This window comes from Megasphaera sp. MJR8396C, from assembly GCF_001546855.1.
Lineage (GTDB): Bacteria > Bacillota > Negativicutes > Veillonellales > Megasphaeraceae > Megasphaera.
Genome location: NZ_KQ958161.1, coordinates 26,120 through 49,628, shown reverse-complemented (window position 1 = coordinate 49,628; position 23,509 = coordinate 26,120). Strand labels below are relative to the sequence as shown.

The 23,509-nt window shown below is 51.4% G+C and carries 22 protein-coding genes and 1 pseudogene; 15 read left to right on the top strand and 8 right to left on the bottom strand.

Annotation, left to right across the window (positions count from 1 at the left end; translation table 11 throughout):
• Both HMPREF3201_RS03470 and HMPREF3201_RS11860 read left to right on the top strand, forming a co-directional pair.
• A pseudogene (locus HMPREF3201_RS03470) lies at positions 1-268 on the top strand (bifunctional 2-keto-4-hydroxyglutarate aldolase/2-keto-3-deoxy-6-phosphogluconate aldolase); the annotation flags it as partial.
• 93 nt (positions 269-361) lie between these two features.
• Positions 362-598, top strand: a complete 237-nt coding sequence (locus HMPREF3201_RS11860; protein ID WP_072272005.1) for a beta/alpha barrel domain-containing protein — start codon at positions 362-364, stop codon at positions 596-598.
• A 73-nt stretch (positions 599-671) separates the two neighbouring features.
• On the opposite strand, the gene HMPREF3201_RS11720 is transcribed toward HMPREF3201_RS11860, so the two are convergent.
• Entirely contained in the window at positions 672-833 is a 162-nt protein-coding gene (locus HMPREF3201_RS11720) for a hypothetical protein (protein ID WP_154254028.1), read from the bottom strand.
• A gap of 349 nt (positions 834-1,182) precedes the next feature.
• On the opposite strand from HMPREF3201_RS11720, the gene HMPREF3201_RS03465 reads away from it, so the two are divergent.
• The 4 genes from HMPREF3201_RS03465 to HMPREF3201_RS03450 all read left to right on the top strand — a co-directional run bounded on the left by HMPREF3201_RS03465 (position 1,183) and on the right by HMPREF3201_RS03450 (position 4,378).
• A complete protein-coding gene (locus HMPREF3201_RS03465) occupies positions 1,183-1,527 on the top strand; it encodes a hypothetical protein (RefSeq protein ID WP_062411755.1) in 345 nt (114 codons plus the stop codon).
• A gap of 2 nt (positions 1,528-1,529) precedes the next feature.
• Entirely contained in the window at positions 1,530-1,970 is a 441-nt protein-coding gene (locus HMPREF3201_RS03460) for an Rrf2 family transcriptional regulator (RefSeq protein WP_062411754.1), read from the top strand.
• A gap of 19 nt (positions 1,971-1,989) precedes the next feature.
• Positions 1,990-2,562: a phosphatase PAP2 family protein gene (locus tag HMPREF3201_RS03455; RefSeq protein WP_082709386.1), complete on the top strand. Its 573-nt coding sequence runs from the start codon at positions 1,990-1,992 to the stop codon at positions 2,560-2,562.
• Between the two features lie 166 nt (positions 2,563-2,728).
• Positions 2,729-4,378, top strand: coding sequence for a subtype B tannase (locus tag HMPREF3201_RS03450; protein WP_062411753.1), 1,650 nt, complete (start codon positions 2,729-2,731; stop codon positions 4,376-4,378).
• A 56-nt stretch (positions 4,379-4,434) separates the two neighbouring features.
• On the opposite strand, the gene HMPREF3201_RS03445 is transcribed toward HMPREF3201_RS03450, so the two are convergent.
• A complete protein-coding gene (locus HMPREF3201_RS03445; RefSeq protein ID WP_062411752.1) occupies positions 4,435-5,733 on the bottom strand; it encodes a nickel pincer cofactor-dependent isomerase, group 22 in 1,299 nt (432 codons plus the stop codon).
• Between the two features lie 176 nt (positions 5,734-5,909).
• The gene (locus tag HMPREF3201_RS03440) at positions 5,910-8,000 is read right to left on the bottom strand and encodes an OPT family oligopeptide transporter (protein ID WP_062411751.1); all 2,091 of its coding nucleotides are present in this window, start codon (positions 7,998-8,000) and stop codon (positions 5,910-5,912) included.
• A gap of 248 nt (positions 8,001-8,248) precedes the next feature.
• Here HMPREF3201_RS03440 and pepD point away from each other — a divergent pair, with 248 nt between their 5' ends.
• Entirely contained in the window at positions 8,249-9,703 is a 1,455-nt protein-coding gene (gene pepD, locus HMPREF3201_RS03435; RefSeq protein ID WP_062411750.1) for a beta-Ala-His dipeptidase, read from the top strand.
• A 62-nt stretch (positions 9,704-9,765) separates the two neighbouring features.
• Here the strand turns inward: pepD and HMPREF3201_RS03430 are convergent, their stop codons facing one another.
• Positions 9,766-11,169, bottom strand: a complete 1,404-nt coding sequence (locus HMPREF3201_RS03430) for a MocR-like pyridoxine biosynthesis transcription factor PdxR (RefSeq protein WP_082709385.1) — start codon at positions 11,167-11,169, stop codon at positions 9,766-9,768.
• A 133-nt stretch (positions 11,170-11,302) separates the two neighbouring features.
• Between HMPREF3201_RS03430 and HMPREF3201_RS03425 the strand changes: the two genes are divergently transcribed.
• Positions 11,303-11,677: a pyridoxamine 5'-phosphate oxidase family protein gene (locus HMPREF3201_RS03425; protein ID WP_062411748.1), complete on the top strand. Its 375-nt coding sequence runs from the start codon at positions 11,303-11,305 to the stop codon at positions 11,675-11,677.
• 201 nt (positions 11,678-11,878) lie between these two features.
• Positions 11,879-12,112: a 4Fe-4S binding protein gene (locus HMPREF3201_RS03420; RefSeq protein ID WP_062411747.1), complete on the top strand. Its 234-nt coding sequence runs from the start codon at positions 11,879-11,881 to the stop codon at positions 12,110-12,112.
• A 7-nt stretch (positions 12,113-12,119) separates the two neighbouring features.
• On the opposite strand, the gene HMPREF3201_RS03415 is transcribed toward HMPREF3201_RS03420, so the two are convergent.
• Positions 12,120-12,740, bottom strand: a complete 621-nt coding sequence (locus tag HMPREF3201_RS03415; protein WP_062411746.1) for a hypothetical protein — start codon at positions 12,738-12,740, stop codon at positions 12,120-12,122.
• Between the two features lie 11 nt (positions 12,741-12,751).
• Positions 12,752-13,327: a xanthine phosphoribosyltransferase gene (locus HMPREF3201_RS03410; RefSeq protein WP_062411745.1), complete on the bottom strand. Its 576-nt coding sequence runs from the start codon at positions 13,325-13,327 to the stop codon at positions 12,752-12,754.
• Positions 13,328-13,501: 174 nt separating this feature from the next.
• On the opposite strand from HMPREF3201_RS03410, the gene HMPREF3201_RS03405 reads away from it, so the two are divergent.
• The 4 genes from HMPREF3201_RS03405 to rpsR all read left to right on the top strand — a co-directional run bounded on the left by HMPREF3201_RS03405 (position 13,502) and on the right by rpsR (position 18,429).
• The gene (locus tag HMPREF3201_RS03405; protein ID WP_062411744.1) at positions 13,502-17,245 is read left to right on the top strand and encodes a phosphoribosylformylglycinamidine synthase; all 3,744 of its coding nucleotides are present in this window, start codon (positions 13,502-13,504) and stop codon (positions 17,243-17,245) included.
• Positions 17,246-17,408: 163 nt separating this feature from the next.
• The gene (rpsF, locus tag HMPREF3201_RS03400) at positions 17,409-17,693 is read left to right on the top strand and encodes a 30S ribosomal protein S6 (RefSeq protein WP_044503356.1); all 285 of its coding nucleotides are present in this window, start codon (positions 17,409-17,411) and stop codon (positions 17,691-17,693) included.
• A 16-nt stretch (positions 17,694-17,709) separates the two neighbouring features.
• Entirely contained in the window at positions 17,710-18,153 is a 444-nt protein-coding gene (locus HMPREF3201_RS03395; RefSeq protein WP_062411743.1) for a single-stranded DNA-binding protein, read from the top strand.
• 45 nt (positions 18,154-18,198) lie between these two features.
• On the top strand, positions 18,199-18,429 hold the full coding sequence (gene rpsR, locus HMPREF3201_RS03390) for a 30S ribosomal protein S18 (RefSeq protein WP_044503354.1): 231 nt from the start codon (positions 18,199-18,201) through the stop codon (positions 18,427-18,429).
• A 40-nt stretch (positions 18,430-18,469) separates the two neighbouring features.
• Here the strand turns inward: rpsR and HMPREF3201_RS03385 are convergent, their stop codons facing one another.
• Complete coding sequence (locus HMPREF3201_RS03385) at positions 18,470-19,720, bottom strand: amidohydrolase family protein (protein ID WP_062411742.1); 1,251 nt, start codon at positions 19,718-19,720, stop codon at positions 18,470-18,472.
• Positions 19,721-19,741: 21 nt separating this feature from the next.
• Positions 19,742-20,620: a diacylglycerol/lipid kinase family protein gene (locus HMPREF3201_RS03380; protein WP_082709384.1), complete on the bottom strand. Its 879-nt coding sequence runs from the start codon at positions 20,618-20,620 to the stop codon at positions 19,742-19,744.
• A gap of 185 nt (positions 20,621-20,805) precedes the next feature.
• Here HMPREF3201_RS03380 and HMPREF3201_RS03375 point away from each other — a divergent pair, with 185 nt between their 5' ends.
• Both HMPREF3201_RS03375 and HMPREF3201_RS03370 read left to right on the top strand, forming a co-directional pair.
• Entirely contained in the window at positions 20,806-22,416 is a 1,611-nt protein-coding gene (locus HMPREF3201_RS03375) for a gamma-glutamyltransferase family protein (RefSeq protein WP_062411740.1), read from the top strand.
• Between the two features lie 68 nt (positions 22,417-22,484).
• Positions 22,485-23,498: a 1-aminocyclopropane-1-carboxylate deaminase/D-cysteine desulfhydrase gene (locus tag HMPREF3201_RS03370; RefSeq protein WP_154254043.1), complete on the top strand. Its 1,014-nt coding sequence runs from the start codon at positions 22,485-22,487 to the stop codon at positions 23,496-23,498.
• Positions 23,499-23,509: the final 11 nt, after the last annotated feature.

Sequence of the window (23,509 nt, the reverse complement as noted above, 5' to 3'; positions counted from 1 at the left end):
GGCCCTTGAATGCGGCGCAGACGTCGTTAAAATCTTCCCGGGTGAAGTTGTAGGCATGAAGGCCATTAAAGCCATTCATGGGCCCTTGCCGCAGGCACCGCTCATGCCGACTGGCGGCGTAAATGTAGACAACGCCGGTGAATGGATCAAAGCCGGCTGCGTCGCTGTTGGTGCCGGTGGAGCCTTGACGGGCGGCGGAAAAACGGCAGCTGAAATCACGGAAACGGCCAAGAAGTTCATCGCGGCTGTTAAAGCTGTACGTGCTTAAGACTATATTCCTGTTGAAATACAAAAAGCCTCGGAGATTCGTCTTCGAGGCTTTTTTTGCTCTTTGAGACAAGGTTTTACAGATGGTTATCTTTTGCCCCTAAAGAGAGGGAAAGACCTGCTGAAATCCCTGACCAGAAGACCTTGTATTGCCTGCCTCGATATAGCAACGATCAAACTGAGCAACCGCTACCGTGTAGCCGTCATGCCGGGGACGACGACCCTAAAAGACGTCGTAACGGCCCTGGCGGCGTTAAACATTTCTCCGGATAAAAGGGGATTACCTGCGGCCGTTAAAACCGTTCTGCGCCCTTTTATGCAGGTGTTTTGATGCACCGACGGGTGCGTCAACATCTATTACATCGATGAAGGACTACTGCGCTTGACATCATCTGCAGCCATTTTCACGACTTCTGATCTGGTCGAAGGGGTATCGTCAACGGCGACAAGTCTGGCGAATGGATGCTGTTGCAGCGTCTCTGCCCGTCTTGGTTCTCTTTTTGGGCTGCAGCAATTACCGATTTTACTAAGTCCTTCTTCTTTTCCATCTTTGCCGTACCGCCCATATCTTCGACTCTTCCTCATATCGTATTGCATCAAGCTTTTTTTGGGGACCTCTTTTTTTACTTTATTTTGGGAGCGAGGGACCGCTTTATTTCGATATAATACGGGAAATTTTTCGACGTTTACATTGAGAATATTTTGTTTAATCTTCGTGGATTTAAAAATAAGAACGGCTTATTTAAGCCGATAATAAACTATAAACTAGGGTAAATAAATTTAATTTTGTTTATTTTGAAAATGTACTTTTAGCGCATTGTAACCATTGACATTACTTTTTAAATCAACTATGATTAAGATGTAATGTTAATGGTTATAACATAGTGAATGGTTCTTTTGTTGGGAGGAATTATAATGGATAAAAAGCTTATCGACTTCATGACTTCGAAAACGCAGGAATTAGTAGCAGCACCGAGCTGCAACCCTACCTTGAAAAAAGAAGCTCAGGCATGGCTTGCTGCTGCTGATAAAGAGGCAGCTACGCCGGCTTATGTTGAAGCCTTGAAACAAGGTGTATCGACGATTGATGAACTCCTCGGCTTTGCCGGATCGGATACGGCGGCTAAGATTTTGGGGGCAGATGCCGCGGCTCAACTCTTGGAACATGCCAAAGAGCTTAAAGCCAATGGGGCCAAGTTCTGTGACTGCCCGGCCTGCACGCCGGCTTTAGCCATTCTCCGTGAAGTGGGGGCTATTTAAAGATGCAGATTTCCAGTCGTCTTACGATGGCTGTCCATACCTTGCTGTGCATTGCATATTTTGAAAAAACGGAAAAAGTGACCAGCAGTTTCATTGCTTCCAGTGTCGGTACCAATCCGGTCATCATTCGTAATCTGCTTACCCAATTAAAGGCGGCCGATTTTATTGACGTCAAGCGAGGCACCGGCGGTGCGGCACTGAAAAAGGACTTGCAGGATATCAGTTTATACGACGTTTACTATGCCGTTGACTGTATCCCCAGCGATTCCCTGTTCCATTTTCACGAACACCCCTGTCCGAAATGTCCGGTCGGTAAGACGATTCATATCAGCCTGGACGATAAATTGAGTCAGGTGCAGGAGGCCATGGAAAATCAGATGCGCCGCATATCTCTGGCCGATATGGCCGGTACGATGGAACAAGCTATACGTAAACAGAGTTGATTTGGTAACGGGAGGGCATATGGTTCGACTTATCCAATATCTCATAGCCCGACAGAACCTGTGGCTTCGCCTTTTGTCCGGCTTTACCCGCTTTGGACACGGCTTGTTTATTCTCTACGGCCTGGTTGAATGGTTCCGGCCTAAACCCGGGAGCGAACAGCGTAAAGAGCGAAAAAACTTGCTTTATTGCTTGTTTTCCGTCATCTTCGCCTCAACTGTTTCGTGGGTTATCGGTAAACTTTGGTATCGGCCTCGTCCCTTTACCCTGGCCGCCGATCCTGCTTTGGTGAAACATAAAGCCAATGCTTCGTTTCCCAGTAATCATGCCATGAACAGCATGGCCGTTGCCGTCATGCTGCTCCTGCGGCGAAGTATATGGGGACTGCCTGCCTTGATATTGTCGGTCATTCTCGGCGCGTCACGCGTCCTCTGTCGCCTTCATTACGTCAGCGATGTCATCGGCGGATTCTTCTTAGGCGCCGCTTCCAGTTATGCTGTTTACAAAAGTAAACTTTGTTCACAATTGGCGGATCGCCTGCTGTATGGCTGGCATATACTGACGTATTTGCTGCGTATCTTGTGGAGACGATAAATTAAGACTGTGCATTTCAGGATATCCTGAGGCACAGTCTTTTTTTGTAATATCAATTTTGATCAACAGTGGAAAACAAATTGCCATCATAGAGGGATATTTTTATGCTATACTGAGAAATAGCGATAGTTAAATTCAAAACGATTCAAGAAAGGTGGTTTAGAGGATGAAGAATAGCAAGGTAATGGCCGCGGTGCTCTGCCTTTTGATGACTGGCGGGACGGCTTTGGCCGCCAATGAGACACTGAACTCGCAGACGCTGGGGCAGGTACAGGCGGTGGCCGGGGCGACAAAGGCTAAGGCGGCGTCTGCCGTCAAGGCCGTTTACAGTCTCGACCTGGATACGACGAAATATGAAAAAAAGATGATGACTGTCGATGGCAAGAAAGTCGCCTTTCGGGCCTATGAAAATCGAGTTTACGTAGCCCACCCTGTCGATACGACCTATCAAGCGATGAATATCTACGTTCCGGAGGGTTATTTCAAAGGGAAGTCCATCAACGGATATACGGCCAAGACGGCGCCTATTTTTCTGCCCAATACCGTTGGCGGATATATGCCAGGGGAACCGGGACAACCGTCGGAGCAAGATCGGATGACGGGCGGAGCGAACGCGATTCTCGTCGCTCTGTCTAAGGGCTATGTCGTGGCCGCACCGGGCGCTCGCGGCCGGACGAATCAAGGGACTGACGGGTCCTATACGGGTAAGGCTCCCGCCCTGATCGTCGACATGAAGGCTGCCGTCCGCTATCTGCGCCATAATTCCGGTCGTGTACCGGGCGACACGGAAAAGATTATCTCCAACGGGACGAGTGCCGGCGGTGCCTTGTCCTCCCTTATCGGGGCGACGGGAAACAGCGCTGATTATGAAAACTATTTAAAGGCCCTCGGCGCTGCCGATGAAAGAGACGATATTTACGCATCCAGCGTGTACTGCCCCATTACCGACCTTGACCATGCCGATATGGCTTATGAATGGATGTTTAACGGTGTAAACACCTATCATCAGGGAAAGGGCGGCATGATGCCTCCAGCGATGATGGAAAGCGGTGCCAACGAAGGGACTGGCATGCCGGGCGGCGCACCACCGACGGTTGGCAACCGGCCGGATAATGCGCCTATGGAGGCTGCGACCGGGACGGTGATGACGGAAGCCCAGCAGCAGGTCTCGCGGGATCTGAAAGCCGCCTATCCTGCGTATATCAATGGCCTTCATCTCGTCGATACGAATGGCACAGCCCTGACCCTTGATGAAAATGGACACGGTACTTTTGAAACATACATTAAATCGATTTACATGGCGTCTGCGCAAAAGGCACTGGACAGCGGTATCGATTTATCTTCAAAATCGTGGCTGACGATACAGGATGGAAAGGTCGTGGATATGGATTTAGCCGGTTATGCCCGTGATGTCAATCGGTTAAAGGCGGCGCCGGCCTTCGATGCCTTAGACTTGAGTTCCGGAGAAAACCAGGAATTTGGTACGGCTTCGATCGATAAACAGCACTTTACGGCCTATGGTCAGGCCCATTCCTTATCGACGGCAACGACGGCCGACAAGGACATCGTAAAGATGCTCAATCCCTTGAATTATATCGGGACATCAAAGGTTCAAACGGCTAAATATTGGCGTATTCGCCACGGTGAAGTCGACCGGGATACGACCCTTGCCGTACCGGCTCTCCTGGCCCTGCGGCTGCAGCAGGCCGGATATACTGTGGACTTTGCCTCTCCTTGGGGACAGGGCCACGGCGGTGACTACGACTTAACGGAACTCTTTGCCTGGATGGATGCGATCGGTCATAAAGGCTTATAATACGGTACTGACAAAAAAGCATTGCCACAACGCGAGACTGCGGCAATGCTTTTTTGCTACCATAGATTGTCTTCGTCATTAAACGACCAAGTAAACGGATCGGATACGACGGCCATATCGGAACGGCCTTCAATATCTTCCAGGCAGGACGTGGAGCATTCGATTTCTTCCAGTTTCAAGGTGTTCTTGATGCGGACGACCTTGGCTTTATTGGGTTCGGTCAGGAAGGAATGGGCCATGGCCATTTCGATGGCGTCTTTATCACTGTTGCCGTAAAGGGGCAGTAAGGCCATGCGGAATGATTTGGCCGTAATGCAATTGGTGTAAACGGAGGCGAAGTCCATCTTGTTTACGAAACGGTAGCTGACGATATCGGCCATACCGCAGCCGGAACCGTTCCCGTGGGAGGCTTCGGTAATGTCGAGGATGACGATGCGTTCGATTTCCGGTGCCAGTGAGCGGAAGGCTTCTTCCTGACTGAAGCGTTCTGTCCGGCCGGTGATATTGGGGTCCATCCCGGTACCGCTGATTTCTTTACCGATTTCATCGACGATCAGGACGTCGATATGGGGGAGTTTCAAGCGCGGCATCTCTTCTTTGGCCAAGGTCTGGAGAGCGGCGTCGCGTTCAAAGAATTTTTCGGTCGGGATGACTTCTAAGGCGGCGATGTCGTCGCTGGGACTCTGGACCATGGCGACAGAAAAGACGACGTTTACTTTGTTTAAGAAGGCCTTGGCGACCCGTTCCAGGTTGGGGCCAAAGGAATCATAGCCTCGTCCATGAAAGGCCGAGGCCCCTTTGTGCTTCCCGCAGCCGATGCAGATCATCTTCAAGAGCCCTGATTCGTGGCTATATTTGAAGTGCGTGTGCGGTTTAATCTTGTTAAACAAGATGATGCCGTCGGCTTCATAGGCGTTCTTGTCGCAGTAAATGGGAAAACCGTCGTCCAGGGTGCCGACGGTGACGACATCCATGGTCGATAAAACGGGCACGCCGAGGTAGTCTTCGTTGATCCCGAATTGGGCTAAATGGGCCTTTTGGCCTTCTGCCGTCGCTCCGGCATGACTGCCCATGGCGGGGAAGACGAAGGGCTGGGCCTTCCATGCTTTAAGCTGGTCACAAAGGACTTTCATGAGCTCCTTATAGTGGGGCAGGCCGCGGCTGCCGGCTGTGATGCCGATGCGTTTTCCCGCCAAGTTTTCGATGGTATTTTTATCGAGGGATTGAAGCTGTTCCTTTAACCGGCCGATGGGATCGGTCAGATTATGAGAGGGAAAGCTTTGCCGGACTTTTACCATTTTCGGGATGACGATGCCTTCTGTCAGGGATTGTTTATCAAGCTTGGGGAATTGCAAGGAAAAGACCTCCTTTGGGTGAATCAATAGGATTTCTGATGCTTGCTTTTATTATACGTGATTATTTAAAAATATACAAAAAAGTCCTCGCTGCGAAGACGAAAATCGGAGCGAGGACTTTCTTTAGAAAAACTTTTTTAATTTCTAACAGAAATTTAATACACCAAATCTTTGACTTACTTGTTCGAATCGCTTTCCGGCGTGAACTTGGTAATGAAGATGTGGCGGATAAAGATGACGATCATGGCGATGAAGGCGATGAGGCCGAGAATATCGGCGGTGGACTGGAAGTCCTTGCCAACCAGAGCCAGAGGATTTTCGCTGCCGCCGGAGGTGACCGATACGACGATGAGCAGGGCGATGATGACGCCCATGAGGCTTTCGCCGACGATGAGGCCAGAGGCGAAGAGGACACCGCGGTGGTTGCAGGCTTCGACGTCTTCTTCTTCATGGCCCGGGCTGCGGCGAGCTGCGCGAGCTTTCAGGGAACGATTGACGAAGTAGCCCATAACGGAGCCGATGACCAAAGGAATTTCAAGGGTAGGCGGTAAGTAAATGCCCATGCCGATAGCCAGAGGTGGTAAGGCCAGGGCTTTCGTGTTTTTCGTTAAAATCAAATCGATGATGATGGCGACAATGCCGACGCCGACGCCGAATAGGATGTAATTCCAGTCCAGGCTGGCGCTGAAGATACCTTGAGCGATGGTCGTCATCAACGTTGCCTGCGGTGCGGCCAGGGCCTGGGTCGGATCCATGCCGGCACGGGGAAGAGCACCCGTAAAGCCGTAAGCCTGATACAAGAGGTTCAGGACCGGAGCGATGGCGAGAGCGCCGACGACAGAGCCCAAGATGAGGGCGACCTGCTGTTTCCACGGCGTAGCACCGACGATGTAACCGGTCTTGAGGTCCTGCAGGTTATCGTTGGAAATAGCAGCGATGCTGACGATGACGCTGGTAATGAAGATGGCCAGTGCCGTTGCAAACTGCGTACCCTGAAGGGTTTCAAAGATACCGGCTGAAGAGCCGAGGCCGAGGACGACCAGGGACGAGATGATGATGCCAAGGATACCAATCCCGGAGATCGGGCTGGCAGAGGTGCCGATCAAACCGGCCATGTACCCGCAGGCAGCGGCGACGAAGAAGCCCATGAGGATGGCGACTAAGATGCCGATGACGATGAACATGAGGGTGACCGATAAGGACAGACCGGCGTTGCTTACGAAGGAATAGAAGGTGATGAACAGTCCGACCAGGATAGCCAGGAATACGAGGCCGACCGATTTCGGCGTCATATCGATATCCGTATGGTGGAGCATTTTCTTTTCTTCCGTATCGTTGGCGCGAAGGGCGTCAATCGACATTTTAATGCCGTCGACGACCGGTTTAGCCAAGCGGATCAAGGTCCAGACAGCAGCGATACCGATACAACCGGCGCCGATGAAGCGGACTTTCTGAGCCCAGATGGTCTGAGCAAAGGCAGCCGCCGATTGGCCTTCAGCCGGAGTCAGGACCGAGGTCAGGTAGGGAACGAAGACGTACCAGGACAAGAGGGTACCGACTAAGATGGCGATACCGCTGGTGATGCCGATGAGGTAACCGGCACCGAGGAGGGCTGTTGAAAAGCCAAGGGGAATCTGGGTGATGGCTTTTCCGAAGTGGAGCCAGTAGCTGAATTCCGAGGAGAGGACGTGGAAGCCGTTGGAGCAGAGGCTAAAGAGACCAGCCAGTGCCGTACCGCCGACGATGTCTTTCATGCCCGTTTCCTTCTTAGCGCCCGCTTTTCCATCCGCTTCTTCTTGGCGGATTTCACTGCCGACCTTTAAGATTTCAGCAGCAGCCCGGCCTTCCGGGTAGGGCAGGTCGCTGTTGACGACCATTGCACGGCGGAGGGGAATCGTAAATAAGACACCGAGAGAGCCGCCGCAGGCGCAGAGCAGTAACGTTTCCCCGAAGGGGAATCCTTGCCAGTATCCCAGCATGAGCAAGCCCGGCAGAATGAAGATGATTGCAGATAAGGTGCCGGCAGCAGAGGCCTGCGTCTGTACCATGTTGTTTTCCAAGATGTTGGAATCTTTGAACATGCGCAGGATTGCCATGGAGATGACTGCAGCCGGAATGGACGAGGAGAACGTCAGACCGACTTTTAAGCCCAAGTATACGTTGGATGCCGTGAAGATAACGGTAATCAAGGCCCCGAGAATCATCCCGCGGGCGGTTAATTCCGGCATACTTGGGTAGTTCACAGTCAAGTTTGATTGTGGTTTCATAGAAAAACCTCCCAAAGTAAGAATTAATAAGTACAAAAATGTACTATCACAATAACAATTATATTATACTCATTTTTGGTGCATTCGTCATATATCAAAATGTACACTGGAAACGGAAATTAGCTTGCATAATTACTTTTTTGCAATTGATGATGAACATGATGGAATTGTAGCTTGAAAAGAGCCGCCGTGGTATAATAAAAAGCGATTATACAAGTAGCAAACCACTTTGAAGGGAGCGTTATACTATGCATGATAATGAAATTATTGAAGGGATTATTGCGGAATTTAAAGGCCTGGCCAAGCATCCGCGTCCGTCTCACCATGAAAAAGCCGTCAGCGATTATATTGTAAGCCGTCTCCATGAATTGGGCGTTACCGATGTCATTCAGGATGATGTCTATAATATCGTCGCCAATGTTCCGGCCACCAAGGGCTGTGAATCTTGGCCGCGGACGGTCCTTCAGGGCCATATGGATATGGTCTGCGTCGCCAAACCGGGTGTCGACTTCGACCCCTTGACGAGTGAAATCAAATTAGTCCGCGAAGGAAATATCCTCCGCGCTGACGGTACCAGCCTCGGTGCCGATGACGGCATTGCCGTAGCCTTGTCGCTGTACCTCATCCAGCAGGATATTCAGCACGGACCGCTGCGCCTCATCTTTACCATCGATGAAGAAACGGGCATGACCGGTGCGATGAATTTAGATCCGAAACACGTTCAGGACGTAAAATATATCATCAACTGCGACTCCGAAGATATCGGTATGCTCGGCGTCGGTTCGGCCGGCAGCGTCCATACCCACTTCCATCGCCCCATCCATTGGCAGCAGCCGGCAGGTAAACAGGCGTTTACCATTGAAGCGAAAGACTTCGTCGGCGGCCATTCCGGAGAAACGATCAACCGCGGTAAGAGCAACGCCATTAAGGCTTTGAGTTTAGCCCTGCGCCGAATTGCACAGGCCGGTGTCGCTTATACCCTGGCATCGATCGACGGCGGCGTTGCGGCCAATGCCATTCCGTCTCAGGCCTCGGCTGTCATCGTAACGGCTGATGAAAAAGCAGAAGCAGCCATTAAACAGGCTGTCCAGGAAGAACAGGCTCAGATTGCTGAAGTATATGGCAGTGTGGAAACGAAGGCTCAGTTCATTGTCGAAGGCGCCGACGTACCGGAAAAGACATTCTCGGCAGAAGATACCAAAGCTATCGTAAACCTGCTCAACATCCTTCACTGCGGTGTCTTTGCCATGAATCAGACCTTGCCGAAACTGCCGGATCTGTCGGCCAATATCGGTACCATTCGGACCGAAGCCGATACCGTCGCTATCCAGTACTTCCCGCGGGCATCGTCTGACGGCCGTTTACGTGAATTTGTCCTGTCGCTGCCGGTCTTTGCCGAACTTACGGGCTGCACCCTTGATCTGGCTACGCCGGAACCGGCTTGGGCTGAAAATCCCAAGAGTAAACTGGTCCCCTTGTTTGCCGACGTATATCGTGAAGAAGCCGGCCGGGATCCTCGCATCGAAGCCATGCATGGCGGTCTTGAAACGGGGTACCTGTTCTCTATGAATCAGGACCTCGACATCATTTCCGTCGGGCCGACGACGCATGACATCCACAGCGCCGACGAATCGGTCGAACTCGACACGGTGGCTCTCTTGACTCGTATCGTAGCCAAAGCCTTAGGCAAGCTCGATAAATAATGATTTGATGTAAACTTAAAATAAAGGCACCCGCCTTACCGTGAATGGTGAGGCGGGTGTTTTTATGCGTTTTCCAGATCGTTTAAGGTTTCGCCTAAGGCTTCTACATTGACAGGCAGGCGATTTAACGGGATGGCGCCGTATCCGATGAGAACTTGGTTCTGCGGGCTGTCATCGGGATTGGCCCAGTACGGCTTTAAGGAGTAAACGCCGACTTCGTTTTGGCGGAAGCGGTTTATGATTTCCTCTTCCGTACAGGCCGTATCGATTTCGAGGACGAAGTGCATGCCGCCGCCTCCGCCGCAGATGCGGACCGTTTGGGGAAAGTGAGCTTCCAGATACTGGCGAATGAAGGCGTGCTTTTTGCGGAAATCGTTGCGCAGGGCGTTTACTTGTTTTTCGTACTCGCCCCGTTCCATAAAATCGGCCAGGGTAAGCTGCAGCAGTGATGACACGGGGGAGGTGTAGAAGGGATAGGTTTCCGAGAAATGGAAAGAAAGATTTGGCGGTACGACGATATATGCCAGGCGGATATCGGGAGCCGTCGTTTTAGAAAAGGTGCCCAGATAAAAGGTACGGCCGGCGGTATCGATGGATTGGAGTGACGGGATGGGCTGTTCTTCATAGCGAAGTTCACTGTCATAATCGTCTTCGAGGATATAGTGACCGCCCATGGCTGCCAGCTCTAATAATTGCAGGCGCTTTTTAATGGGCAAGACCGATCCCATGGGGAATTGGTGGGACGGCGTAATGCTGATGAGGGACGGCGGCAGCCTTCTTAAGGGAGAAAGTTCGATTCCCTGGGGGCCAATGGGAATGTAGTGCATGGCGTATCCCTGATGGGAAAAGACATCACGCGTGCCGCGGTACCCGGGGTTTTCCATAGCAAATTCGTATTCTTGGGGCGGCAGGAACTGGGCAATCAAACTCAGGGAGTGATGGTGGCCGCTGGTGATGATGACTTGTTCCGGGTGGCAGCGAACGCCGCGGAACCGCTTCAGATATTGGCAGAGCTGCTGCCGTAAGATGAGTAATCCTTCAGGGGCTTCATAGAGCAGGCTGCTGCAGTTTTCCCGGTCAGCCAAGGCATTGTTTAAGGAATGACGAAAGGCCCGGTTGCGATAGATATTGCGGTCAATGCCGCCATAGCGGAAGTCATAGTGCGGGGCCCTTTCTTTTTTTGCCGGCTCTATTTTTTCGTTCTCTTGCTGCTCGCAGGGCTGAGGCGGCAGGGATTCGACGTAGAAGCCGGAACCTTGGGTACTGTAGATGTAGCCTTCGACTTCTAGTTGTCGGTAGGCCGTGATGACCGTGTTGCGGGACAATTCGTATTCCTGGGCCATTTTTCGCGTCGCCGGCAGGATGAAGCCAGTCGGGAGTTCACCGGACAGGATTTGCTGCTTCAAGCCTTCATACAGCTGCGTATAAAGGTTTTTGGAACTCTCTTTATCGATCAGTAACATCATGACCTCCTTAGAAAAAAATTGGATCCATAAAATACACGTGAATTGAATCTTTTTGAGGATCCTTTTTTCTGTTAGTATACAGACATGCAAGAGAGCTTGCAAGACTGGTTTGAATAAAAAGGAGATTACCGCTATGTTCGTAGAAAAATTTTATGATTGCTTGAAACACGATGGAATTGTCGCCGTTGCTACGGCTTCGAAAGATGCCAAGGCTCATGTCGTAAATACGTGGAATAAATACGTCATCGTAACGGATGATGAAAAGCTGCTCATCCCCTGCTACGGTTTCCGCAAGACGGAACGCAATATCGCTGAAAATCCCTATGTCGAAATTACCCTGGGCAGCTCGGACGTTATGGGCTATAAAGGCATGGGAGCCGGCTTTCTCCTCATCGGCACGGCTGAATTCCAGGCCTCGGGTCCGCTCTTTGAAGAAATGCACGATAAATGCGATTTTGCCAACCGGGTCATGGTATTTACGCCGGAAAAATGCACCCAGATGATCTAGCGTAAATGTTGTTTACTCCTCGTTTAGTTGATGGTGTGACTCTATCGGCCAGCGGCGATTCCGTTCGGTTAGCAAGGCATGAAAAATCCCCCAGAAACAGTCCGTCATGCGGAGTGCCTTTGGGGGATTGTTGTTTTTGCAACGGTTTTATGGAATATAATTTGGTATAATAGGACTGAATATATGGAAGGGGGATGGACCATGAATAAGACCCATATTGATGAATTGGTATCGCCCGATTATTTCAATCGGAAAGAGTGTGAAGGCTGCGGCTGCTGTATCAGTATCTGTCCTTACGATGCCTTAGCCATGGAAACCTGTGCCGACGGCATTGAACGGCCTCGTGTCGATATGACCAAGTGCCTTCGCTGCAACCGCTGTGTCGATGCCTGTGAAATTTATAAATGCTACGGCCCGACTTCGGAAGCCATATGAGCGGTCATTAGGAGCGGCCGAATAAATACTTGGTGTCGTAGCTGAGATCCATATACTGGGCAATGGTCTCGTCGTCGAAACCATATTCTTCCGACTTACGAGTCAACTTGCCCCATTTCATCTGCATCTTTTTCTTAGGCGGCAAGGGTTCTTCGTATTCGATGCGAAGTTCCTGCGCTTCCTGGGATCGGTCCTGCACTTTTACGAACAAGCCTTTATCAAAGGTCAGTTCGTATATCTTGCGGAAGGCGTGAGGAAGCTGGAAACCGAAGGGGACGAAGTATTTGTCGATGAAGCCGTTGGCGATGAGAATGGAGCCGCTGTAGTCGATGACGTGTTCGAGGTCATATTTGAGGTCGCCCGCCGGGGAGTGAAAAGATTCCGGCAGGACGCCGTCAATGGCCGGGGGTTCCATGCCGTTGTTGTTGGTCAATAACTTATGGAGGGTCAGCATTTTTTCATCGTTAAATCCGAAAACGGCTGTATATCCGCGCAGGCATGCTTCGTTATACATGATGGGGTGGAGTCCGAATTCTTCGATATTGAAGAATTCATGGACCTTTTCGATGGCGACAATGCTGAGTTTAAACGTGGCAAAATCGAAGCCGTCAAAAAATTGAGCGCGCATGATAAGTCTCCTTATTCGACAAAGATGGGCTTGTTGTTTTCAAAACGGGCAATTCTGGCTAAGGATTCGACGCGGAACCCGGCTTTTTCAAGGGTTTCCCGTCCGGTCTGGAATGTCTTTTCAACGACGATGCCGATGCCTTCAACGGTACAGCCAGCCTGAGCGGCAATCTGCGTAAGGCCGACAGCGGCGGCACCGCTGGCCAGAAAGTCGTCGATGATGACAACAGATTCCCCGGCGTGGAGATAGTCTTTGCAGATCGTTGCCGTGTACTCTTCTTCTTTCGTATAAGAGTAAATCTTGGCCGTATACTGTTCACCCTTGGTGAGCAGTGATTTTTTTTTGCGGGCAAAGACGACGGGGCAATTGTTCAGGGCCAGGGATGCCGCATAAGCGACGGCGATTCCTGACGATTCAATGGTGATGATGCGGTCGATGTGAACGTCCTTGAAACGGCGGGCAAATTCCTGACCGACATGGGTGATGAGCGCCGTGTCGATTTGCTGATTTAAAAAGCTGTCGATCTTTAAGATGCGATTATCGATAACCAGACCGTCTTGTAAAATTCGCTGTTTCAATTCTTCCATTACTTCCGAGTCCTCCCTGGTGATGAGAAATGGTCAACCTTGTCTACTATAATAGTACTAGTCTAATACGATTCCCTAGACAAGTCAACAAAATTCTAAGTTTACTTATGGTTTTAAAACGGGTATACTAAGGTTGTCTATTGATAAGTATCTATCTTTGAGGGAGGTTATGACATGCAGTCTATTCGACGTTTGTATGTTGCCAAGAAAGGTATTTTTGCTGATGAGGCAAAGCGATTACTCACTGATTTACAGGAAAACCTGTTGATAAAAGGGTTAACTGATATTCACATTTTCCACCGCTACGACGTATCCGGTCTCGACGATGCGGCTTTTGAAGCGGCTAAAAATATGATTTTCTCGGAACCGCCTGTCGATGCCGTTTACGATACATTGCCAACCCGTGAAGGGGACACGGTGCTGGCCGTCGAATACCTGCCCGGTCAATATGACCAGCGTGCCGATTCGGCCGTGCAGTGCCTGCAGATGCTGACCATGAAAAATGACAGCCTGGTCCGGACGGCTCAGGTCATCGTCCTGTCCGGTGACTTGTCGGGTACAGATATTACGGCCATCAAGAATTACTGCATCAACCCGGTGGAAGCCCGCGAAGCTTCTTTGGAACCGGCCACGTCGTTGGAACTGGCTTGGGAAAAACCGGCCGACGTCCCGACGGTAGAAGGTTTTATTTCCATGGATGATGCGGCTTTGACCGACCTCTCGTCGCAAATGGGCCTGGCTATGAGCTTCGATGATTTGAAATTCGTTCAGACTTACTTCCGCGATGAAGAAAAACGGAATCCGACGATTACCGAAATCCGGGTCATCGATACATACTGGTCGGACCACTGCCGTCACACGACCTTTATGACTGAACTGACCGATGTCTCTTTTGAAAAAGGAACCTTTACGGCTCCCATACAGCGAGCTTATGAATCGTATAAGACGACGCGGAAAAACCTGAACCGCAAGAAACCTCAAACCCTCATGGATATGGCAACCATTGCCGTCAAGGAATTGAAAGCTGCCGGTAAACTCGACAACCTCGACGAATCGGAAGAAATCAATGCCTGCACGATCATCATCCCCGTCGATGTCGATGGCGTAGAAGAAGAATGGCTGCTCTTATTTAAAAACGAAACTCATAACCACCCGACTGAAATCGAACCGTTCGGCGGCGCTGCTACCTGCCTGGGCGGTTGTATTCGCGACCCCTTGAGCGGCCGCTCTTATGTATACCAGGCCATGCGCGTAACCGGTGCCGGCGACCCGCGTCAGGTCGTTCAAGATACGCTCGTTGGTAAACTGCCTCAGCGCAAGCTTACGACCGGTGCAGCCAAAGGCTACAGCTCCTATGGCAACCAGATCGGCCTTGCAACGGGTGAAGTCAAGGAATACTATAATCCCGGATTCGTCGCCAAGCGAATGGAAATCGGTGCCGTCCTCGGGGCTGCTCCGCGGCAGAATGTCGTTCGTGAAGAACCCCTTCCCGGCGATATCATCATCCTCCTCGGCGGCAAGACCGGCCGCGACGGCTGCGGCGGTGCTACGGGCTCTTCGAAGAAACATACCGTTGAATCGCTGGAAACCTGCGGGGCTGAAGTCCAGAAGGGGAATGCCCTGACGGAACGAAAAATCCAGCGCATGTTCCGCCGTCAGGAAGTTACGACCCTCATCAAGCGCTGCAACGACTTTGGTGCCGGCGGCGTCTCGGTCGCTATCGGCGAATTGACAGACGGCCTCGACATCAACCTCGACAAAGTCCCTAAGAAATACGAAGGCCTCGACGGAACGGAATTGGCCATTTCTGAATCTCAGGAACGAATGGCTGTCGTCGTTGCCCCGGAAAATGTCGATAAATTCATGAACTACGCCGCCGAAGAAAATTTGGAAGCGACGATCGTTGCCGTGGCTACGGATACCAAACGACTGGTCATGCATTGGCGCGACCAGAACGTCGTCAATATCACCCGAGCCTTCCTCGATGCGAACGGCGTCACCCAGCGTCGCAAGGCTCTGGTCACGGCACCGGAAGATACCGATTTCTTCAAGGCTGCGGCCGTAAATGACGTTGCCAAGACCTGGCTCGATACGATGGGGACCTTAAACATCGCTTCGGAACAAGGCCTTGCGGAACGCTTCGACAGCACCATCGGGGCCCGCACGGTTCTCATGCCCTTTGGTGGCAAATATCAGAAGACTCCGGTCGAAGGGATGGTCGCGAAGATTCCCGTAGAACACGGCAATACGACGACGGCCAGCATTTTCACTCACGGCTACGATCCGGACCTGGCTATTTGGAGCCCCTTCCACGGTGCCCTCTATGCCGTCATCCAGTCCATTGCTAAACTGGTGGCCCTCGGCGGTGACCGTAAAAAAGTGTACCTTACGATGCAGGAATTCTTCCAGAGCCTGGGCCAGAATGAAACGGCCTGGGGCCAGCCAGTCAGTGCCCTCCTCGGTGCCTTCGTCGCCCAGCAGGTCATGGAAGTGGCTGCCATCGGCGGGAAAGACAGCATGAGCGGTACCTTTGAAAACCTTACCGTTCCGCCGACCCTCGTTTCCTTTGCCATTGCTCCGGAACACACGGATCATATCGTTTCGCCGGAATTTAAGACGGCTGGCGATGCCGTCCTCCTCTTCGACCTGCCTCGTGACGGCGAAGGGATGCCGGACTTCGATACCTTTAAGCAACACTGCGATTTCCTCCATCAGGCTGTCGTCGACGGTAAGGTCAAAGCCATGCATGCCGTCGGCCAAGGCGGTATCGCTGCTGCGGTTGCTCAGATGGCCTTTGGTAACGGTATCGGCTTTGACATCGATGCAGACTTTGCCGTACAGGAACTGTTTAACCTCCGTTACGGCGCCCTCTTGGTGGAAACGGACAGCGAAACGGCTGCCGCATGGGTTAAACGCGATCAGGTCAGCCTGGTCGGTAAGACGGCCGACGCGGCCAATATCTCCGTTGCTGGCGTAAAAATCGCTTTGAGTGACCTTCAGGATGCTTGGGAAAAACCGCTGAATCAGATTTTCCCGATTAAAGATAAGGATGGAGAAGGCGACGCCGAACTGCCCTTGTTTACGACCTATGGTCCTCGCCGTAGCGAAAGCTTTGGCGCTCCTCGCGTCTTCATCCCTGTTTGCCCGGGGACGAACTGCGAATACGACTCGGCTGCTGCCTTTGAACGGGCCGGTGCAACGACGGACGTCATGGTCCTTCGCAACAATACGCCGAAGGACTTGGCAGAATCGATTGAAGAAATGGCCAAACGCATGGCTAAGGCGCAGATCATCATGTTCCCCGGCGGCTTCAGTGCCGGCGACGAACCGGAAGGTTCCGGGAAATTCATTGCAACCTTGTTCCGCAACCCCGTTTTGTCCGAAGCCCTCGAAAGCCTCTTGTATCAGCGCGACGGCTTAGCTCTCGGCATCTGCAACGGGTTCCAGGCTCTGATTAAGCTGGGCCTCCTGCCTTACGGCAAGATTCAGCCGTTGAAGGCTGACAGCCCGACCTTGACTTACAACTCCATCGGCCGTCATCTGTCGCGCATGGTCGACACCAAAGTCGTTTCGGTCATGAGCCCCTGGTTCAGCAGCTGCCAAGCCGGCGACATCCACACCGTCGCTATTTCTCACGGCGAAGGCCGCTTTATTGCGACGCCGGAACAGATTCGAGAACTCGCCGCCAAAGGTCAGATTGCAACGCAGTACGTCGACCTCTCCGGCAAGGCTTCGAATGAAAGCGAATACAACCCGAACCAGTCGATCCTGGCCGTGGAAGGCATTACCAGCCCCGATGGCCGTGTCCTCGGGAAGATGGCCCATACGGAACGCTTCAGCGCCGACGATATCTTTAAGAATATCGATGGGAATAAGCTCCAGCCGATCTTCACATCCGGTGTAAACTACTTTAAATAAATAAAGGCATATGAAGGCAGTCTTTCCTGCATTCCAGGGCAGAAAGACTGTCTTTTTTCTTGCATTCCTACGAGGCTTATGATATAATTAAAAAGCTTGATTTGTGTCAAGCTCCTAACCCTTCTGCGGGAAGGGTCATATGTCCAAAAGAGGAGGTGATTTCGTGAACAAGTACGAAGTCATGTTTATTGCACGACCGGTCGAAGAAGCAGAAGTAGATCCCATCGTTGAATTGGTATCGAACCTTCTTACCAAGAACGGCTGCAGTATCGAAAAGGTAGATCGTTGGGGGAAACGCCATCTGGCATACCCTGTTAAGAAACAGGCTGATGGCTACTACGTTCTGATTAACTTTGAAGGCGAACCTGAAGTCATCAAAGAAATCGACCGTGTCATCAAGATCCACGATACTATTCTGAAACACTTGATCGTCAAGATCGACGAATAACCGGAGGCGCAAAGGTATGAACTCAGTACAATTATTAGGGAATCTGGCTCGAGACCCGGAAATCCGTTTCACGAAAACCGGACGGGCTGTCGCTATGTTTACCGTTGCCTGCACGCGGTCGTATGTTCCGACCGGCAGTTCAGAACCGCGGGAATTAACTGATTTTATTCCTTGTGTTGCTTGGGGTAATTTGGCGGAAAACTGTGGCAATAACTTGACCAAAGGCAGCCGTGTATTCGTTCAGGGCCGGATCTCTGTTCGTTCTTATGACGGACAGGATGGTCAGAAACGGTATCGCACGGAAGTTGTCTGCGACTTTGTTGCCCAGACAATGGGATCCGATCATCAGCAAGCTGCTGCTCCGGCACAGCCTGCCAATGTATCGCAGCCGAAACCGGCTGCTGCCGGCGCCGGCTTCGACAGCATGGGCTCCAGCACGGATGAAGAAATCCCATTCTAAAAGGTCAGACACGCCCCTTCTAATTCTTGAAGGAGGAAACTATACATGAGAAGAGATCGCTCGAGAAAACCGAGAAGAAAAGTATGCAGCTTCTGCGTTGATCATGCTGAACTGATCGATTACAAAGATACTGCAAAGCTTCGCCGTTTCACAACAGAACGCGGTAAAATCTTGCCGCGCCGTATTTCCGGCGTTTGCGCTAAACATCAGCGTAAACTGACTGTTGCTATCAAACGCGCACGTGCTATCGCACTCTTGCCGTACACGGCTGAATAATATAAAAGACTGTCGCTGAGCGACAGTCTTTTTTTTACGCTTAAATTTTATTGCCGTTTACATAACGGGCGATGATGTTGCGGTCGTCGCCGTCGTATATGAACTGCTGCAGCTTTTCAGAGGGCGTCCGTTCCAGCCCTTCAATGGAGTCGTCCATATGGATGACTAAGGCGTCGAAGTCATAGCCCTTTTCGAAACTGCCGACGTTCCCATAAAAACGTCCGGGGCCTTTGGTGGCCAAATACAAGCCTTCACCGATGGTGAGGGCTTTTTCTGTCGGATGATTCAGGGAGTAAAGCTTCGATATTTCGATGGTCAAGGCGATTTGCTTGTTCATGGCCGGCGTATGGCCGGCGGCGACGTCACTGGCGATGGTACAGGTTAAGCCCTTGGTTAGATTTTCGCGAAGGGGCATGATGCCGCTGGTGAGATTGGCATTGGATTGGGCGCAGTGGGTCAGGTAAACGTCTTTTTCTTTGAGTAAACGTTTTTCTTCGTCAGACAGATAGATAGCATGGGCCATCAAGGTCTTATGAGGCCGCAGGAGGCCAAAGGCATCGTAAACGGCTGTATACGACGGAAGGTTCGGGTGTAGTTCTCGGACCCATTCGACTTCATGACGGTTTTCGGACAAGTGGGATTGGACGGGAAGGTCGTATGTTTCGCAGAGACGGCCGAGACCGGTCATCAGTTTTTCTGTCGTCGATGGGACGAAGCGCGGCGTCGCGATGAAGCGAATTCGATCCAATTCTTCGCGGCTGCGGAGGACGAGTTCTTCCGTATCGGCCAGAGACCGTTCCGTATCTTCTAAGAGATAGTCCGGGCTGTTTCGATCCATGTTTACTTTGCCGACGTAGCCTTTTAAGCCCATGTCTTCAGCGATTTTCATGAGCTGCCAAGTGGCATCTTTATGAATGGTGGCGAAGGCCGAAAAACACAGGGTGCCTTCGGCTTTTAAACGCGACAGGAAGACCCGGTAAACGCGGGTGGCAAAGTCCGTATCGGAAAAGCGCCCTTCCGTCGGGAAGGTGTAGTTTTCTAACCAGGGCAGGAGCTCTTCATCGAAGCCAAGGCCGCGGTTGATGTATTGCGGCGCATGGATATGGAGGTCGGTGAAGGCTGGGATGATGATGTCGTCTCCGTAATCGACGACGTCAGAAGAGGCTGTATTCGCCGGCAGATCTTGGAAAAATCCCAGGACCTTGCCGTCTTCGATTTGAATATACTGCTTTTCAAGGATGATGAATTCTGTTTGCGATGGGGTATAAAGAAAATTGCCTTTTAAAAACATGTAAACTCCTTTTATACTTGTTTACTCCGGAACATAGACCGATAAGAAGGACGGAAGAACCTTGATATCGAGGGGGAAAGCAGGGCCCGAATCGCCGTCCATATTGGTCGAAAGGGGATGATCCCCGACGAGTTCAATGCGGACTTCCTCCAATGCTTTTAAGGTCATCAATTCTGAAGTCAACGGTTGGCCGGATAAAAACTCCGGAATGACTTTGAGCAAGTCTAAGTAGTTGAAATCTTTAAAGATGCCCAACCAGATTTTTCCGTCGTCGACTCGCGCCTGAGGGGCCAGATTGCGGAAACTGCCGACGGAGTTGGTCAGCATGGCGACGATGAGGGGCGACCGGTAGATGGAGGACCCTTCCGGCGTCGTGATTTTAAATAAAGACGTTTCATGGGCCTGCATGGCCTTGATGCCAGTCAAAAAATATGCCAAAGGGCCGAGGCGCGTCTTCTGCTCAATGGATACGTGGCCGACGGCTTCAGGCATGATGCCCGTGGCAATGGTATTGATGAAGTAGCGGTCATTGGCCTTGGCAATGTCGACTTTGACGGTCTTGCAGCGGGGCAGCATATCGATGGCTACTTCCGGGTGCAAGGGGATGTTTAAAGCCCGGGCCAGGTCGTTGATGGTTCCCAGTGGAATGAATCCGAAGTCGATGGGTTTATTGGCCTGGGCCAGTCCATTTATCGTTTCGTTGAGGGTCCCGTCGCCGCCCATGGAAAAGACGGCGTCGAATCCGATGAGGGCTGCTTCTTTAGCCCATAGGGTGGCGTCGCCGGCCTTCTCTGTTTCTCGTAATTCCACGTCGTCGAACATGTTCTCCAACTGGCGTCTTAAATTTTCTTTGTGGTATTTTGCTCTCTCACGCCCTGCCGTAGGGTTGATGATTAACATACACCGTTTCAACTTGCTTCTACTCCTTACCTTGTAAATTCATCTCAAAATGGATGATGCAATTACTATTATAACGAGAAAAAAGCCGTTCGTGAAGGTGTCTACAAGGATTTGTCTGAATTTTGTCGAACTCTTTCTTTAGACGAGTTTCGACTTAGTATTTTTCAGAAAAGGAGCAAGGTTCTATGAATATTGATGGTAGTGTTTACCCTTATGCCTCTCGCCGAGAAGTCGTTTACAGTAGGCGGGGCATGGTATGTACGTCCCAACATCTGGCCGCCCAGGCCGGTCTCGATATGTTGAAACATGGCGGAAATGCTGTCGATGCGGCATTGGCTACCGCCATTTGTCTGACTGTTCTTGAACCGACTAGTAATGGTTTGGGAAGTGATGCCTTTGCTCTCATTTGGATGGATGGGAAACTTCATGGCATCAATGGCAGTGGCTGGTCTCCGGCTGCTTTGACGCGGGAACGGTTGGTATCCGAAGGGTATAAAGAAATGCCGCTGCGCGGTTGGTATCCGGTCATGGTGCCCGGAGCTCCAGCCACCTGGGCTGAAGTGCACCGCCGCTTTGGTAAACTTCCGTTTAATGAGTTGTTTGAGCCGGCTATTTCCTACGCCCGGGAGGGCTATGTCGTCATGCCTAACTTGGCGGCCATGTTGGCTTATAGTGCCGACGTTTTTCAGGCATATCGGGATAACCCTCTTTTCCAGCCCTTGTTCGATACTTTCTTTCCCCATGGCCAGGCTCCTATGGCGGGAGATATCCTGACCTTACCGGATCTTGCCAATTCTTTGGAGCTCCTGCGCGACAGTCATTGCCAGTCTCTCTATGAAGGCGAACTGGCTGAGGCTATCATTGACTGGTCCGTGAAAACTGGCGGCCTCCTTCGTGCTGGGGACTTATCGGAGTACCGCCCGCAATGGGTCGATCCGATACACACCGCTTACCGCGGCTATGATGTCTGGGAGATCCCACCCAACGGGCACGGCTTAGTCGTCCTCATGGCGCTCAATATTGTAAAGGGCTTTACGTTTGATAAACAACGGGACGATGTCGAATCGATTCATCGCCAGATTGAAGCCATGAAGTTGGCCTTTGTCGACGGGAAAAAGTACATTGCCGATCCGCGATTCATGAAGACGTCTGTTTCTGATTGGCTGTCCGAATCCTATGCCGAAGGGCGTCGAAGGGCCATTCGAGATCAGGCACGGATGCCAGAACCCATCGATGTAAACTCCGGCGGTACCGTTTACTTGTGCACGGCTGACGGTGACGGAAACATGGTGTCCTTCATTCAAAGTAATTATAACGGTTTCGGCTCGGGCATCGTCATTCCGGGACGGGGCATCGCTCTTAACGACAGAGGTCATAATTTTTCGATGGATAAGGCCAGCGATAACTGTCTGGGCCCGAGAAAAAAGTCGTATCACACCATCATTCCCGGCTTTTTGACGAAAGATGGGAAGGCCGTCGGACCGTTCGGCGTCATGGGGGCCTTCATGCAGCCCCAGGGACAACTGCAAGTCCTTTTGAATACCATCGACTACCATCTCAACCCTCAGGCTGCCCTCGATGCGCCGCGCTGGCAGTGGATGGGCGGTAAGATCATTGAAGTCGAGCCGGAAATGCCTCAAGACATCGTGTACGGCCTGCGGTTGCGAGGCCATGATGTCGTCGTCAAAGGCGATATCCAGACCTATGGCCGAGGGCAGATCATTTGGCGCAGTGAGGCCGGCATTCTCATGGGCGGAACGGAGCCTCGGGCCGATGGTACCGTGGCCGCCTGGTAAATCGGTCTTCTTTTCTTCTCCTCTAAAATATGATAGGATGGAGAAAACAAAAGGAGGTACATTCCCCAATGAAACCGATAAAACCAAAACTTTCCCTATTAGACACAGCCCCGACGCCTCTCCAGTATTTATCTGGATTGTCGCAGGAGTTATTCCGAGAAATATACATCAAACGCGATGATTTAACGCCCTTTGGCGGCGGTGGCAACAAGCTGCGCAAATTAGAATATTTGATGATCGAAGCTCTGAATGCGCAGGCGACGACCATCGTCACCGTCGGCGCTCCTCAGACCAATCACGGACGACTGACGGCGGCCATTGCGGCCAAGTTCGGACTGAACTGCATCATTGTCACTGTCGGAGAACCGGAGGCTGAATTGAGCGGCAACTTGTTCCTGGACGGTATCTTTGGCGCTCGCGTCGTCTTGAAGCGTGACGATGGCCGCGACAAGGATGTTCAATTGGAAGAAGCGGCCAAGAAGGTTATCGCAGACGAAGTAAAGAAAGGTGAACAAGTTTACTTCATTCCCATGGGCGGCAGTGATACGACGGGGCTTCTCGGCTATATGGACTGCGCTCGTGAACTCGATGCCCAGGCCAAGGAGCAGCAGATCAGCGGAGCGACGGTTTATGTTCCCGTCGGCAGTATGGGGACCTATCTCGGGTTATACTGCGGCTTAAAATCCATCGAATCGGACTTAAAACTGATCGGCATTGCCATCATGCCCTTTGATATGGAAAAATTAAAGGCCTACTTTACGCAGGCCAAGGAAGAATACGGATTTAATTTTGACGGTGATTTCCATGTCGAAACCGGCTATATCGGTAAAGGCTACAATGAACCAGAACCGAGGATCCGGGAAGCCATTTACACCATGGCCCGTCATGAAGGCATTTTGCTCGATCCCTGCTATACGGGGAAGATGTTTGCCGGCGTCCTGTCGATGATTAAAGAAAAGAAAATCAAATTGGGCCGCCAGGTCATCTTACTTCATACGGGTGGGATGCCCGGCCTTTATGCCGCCCCGCATCGGGAAAAAATCGAACGGGACGTAAAAGACCGGATTCAAGTTATAAAATAAAGACGATAAGC

Bases quoted from the DNA above. Each gene is read 5' to 3' on its own strand.
- HMPREF3201_RS03380 (WP_082709384.1), bottom strand. From the start codon at position 20,620: ATGTTAATCATCAACCCTACGGCAGGGCGTGAGAGAGCAAAATACCAC.
- HMPREF3201_RS03375 (WP_062411740.1), top strand. From the start codon at position 20,806: ATGAATATTGATGGTAGTGTTTACCCTTATGCCTCTCGCCGAGAAGTC.
- HMPREF3201_RS03455 (WP_082709386.1), top strand. From the start codon at position 1,990: ATGGTTCGACTTATCCAATATCTCATAGCCCGACAGAACCTGTGGCTT.
- rpsR (WP_044503354.1), top strand. From the start codon at position 18,199: ATGAGAAGAGATCGCTCGAGAAAACCGAGAAGAAAAGTATGCAGCTTC.
- HMPREF3201_RS03405 (WP_062411744.1), top strand. From the start codon at position 13,502: ATGCAGTCTATTCGACGTTTGTATGTTGCCAAGAAAGGTATTTTTGCT.
- HMPREF3201_RS03370 (WP_154254043.1), top strand. From the start codon at position 22,485: ATGAAACCGATAAAACCAAAACTTTCCCTATTAGACACAGCCCCGACG.
- HMPREF3201_RS03385 (WP_062411742.1), bottom strand. From the start codon at position 19,720: ATGTTTTTAAAAGGCAATTTTCTTTATACCCCATCGCAAACAGAATTC.
- pepD (WP_062411750.1), top strand. From the start codon at position 8,249: ATGCATGATAATGAAATTATTGAAGGGATTATTGCGGAATTTAAAGGC.
- HMPREF3201_RS03465 (WP_062411755.1), top strand. From the start codon at position 1,183: ATGGATAAAAAGCTTATCGACTTCATGACTTCGAAAACGCAGGAATTA.
- HMPREF3201_RS03440 (WP_062411751.1), bottom strand. From the start codon at position 8,000: ATGAAACCACAATCAAACTTGACTGTGAACTACCCAAGTATGCCGGAA.
- HMPREF3201_RS03415 (WP_062411746.1), bottom strand. From the start codon at position 12,740: ATGCGCGCTCAATTTTTTGACGGCTTCGATTTTGCCACGTTTAAACTC.
- HMPREF3201_RS03460 (WP_062411754.1), top strand. From the start codon at position 1,530: ATGCAGATTTCCAGTCGTCTTACGATGGCTGTCCATACCTTGCTGTGC.
- HMPREF3201_RS11720 (WP_154254028.1), bottom strand. From the start codon at position 833: ATGGGCGGTACGGCAAAGATGGAAAAGAAGAAGGACTTAGTAAAATCG.
- HMPREF3201_RS03410 (WP_062411745.1), bottom strand. From the start codon at position 13,327: ATGGAAGAATTGAAACAGCGAATTTTACAAGACGGTCTGGTTATCGAT.
- HMPREF3201_RS03420 (WP_062411747.1), top strand. From the start codon at position 11,879: ATGAATAAGACCCATATTGATGAATTGGTATCGCCCGATTATTTCAAT.
- HMPREF3201_RS03425 (WP_062411748.1), top strand. From the start codon at position 11,303: ATGTTCGTAGAAAAATTTTATGATTGCTTGAAACACGATGGAATTGTC.
- HMPREF3201_RS03395 (WP_062411743.1), top strand. From the start codon at position 17,710: ATGAACTCAGTACAATTATTAGGGAATCTGGCTCGAGACCCGGAAATC.
- HMPREF3201_RS03430 (WP_082709385.1), bottom strand. From the start codon at position 11,169: ATGATGTTACTGATCGATAAAGAGAGTTCCAAAAACCTTTATACGCAG.
- HMPREF3201_RS03450 (WP_062411753.1), top strand. From the start codon at position 2,729: ATGAAGAATAGCAAGGTAATGGCCGCGGTGCTCTGCCTTTTGATGACT.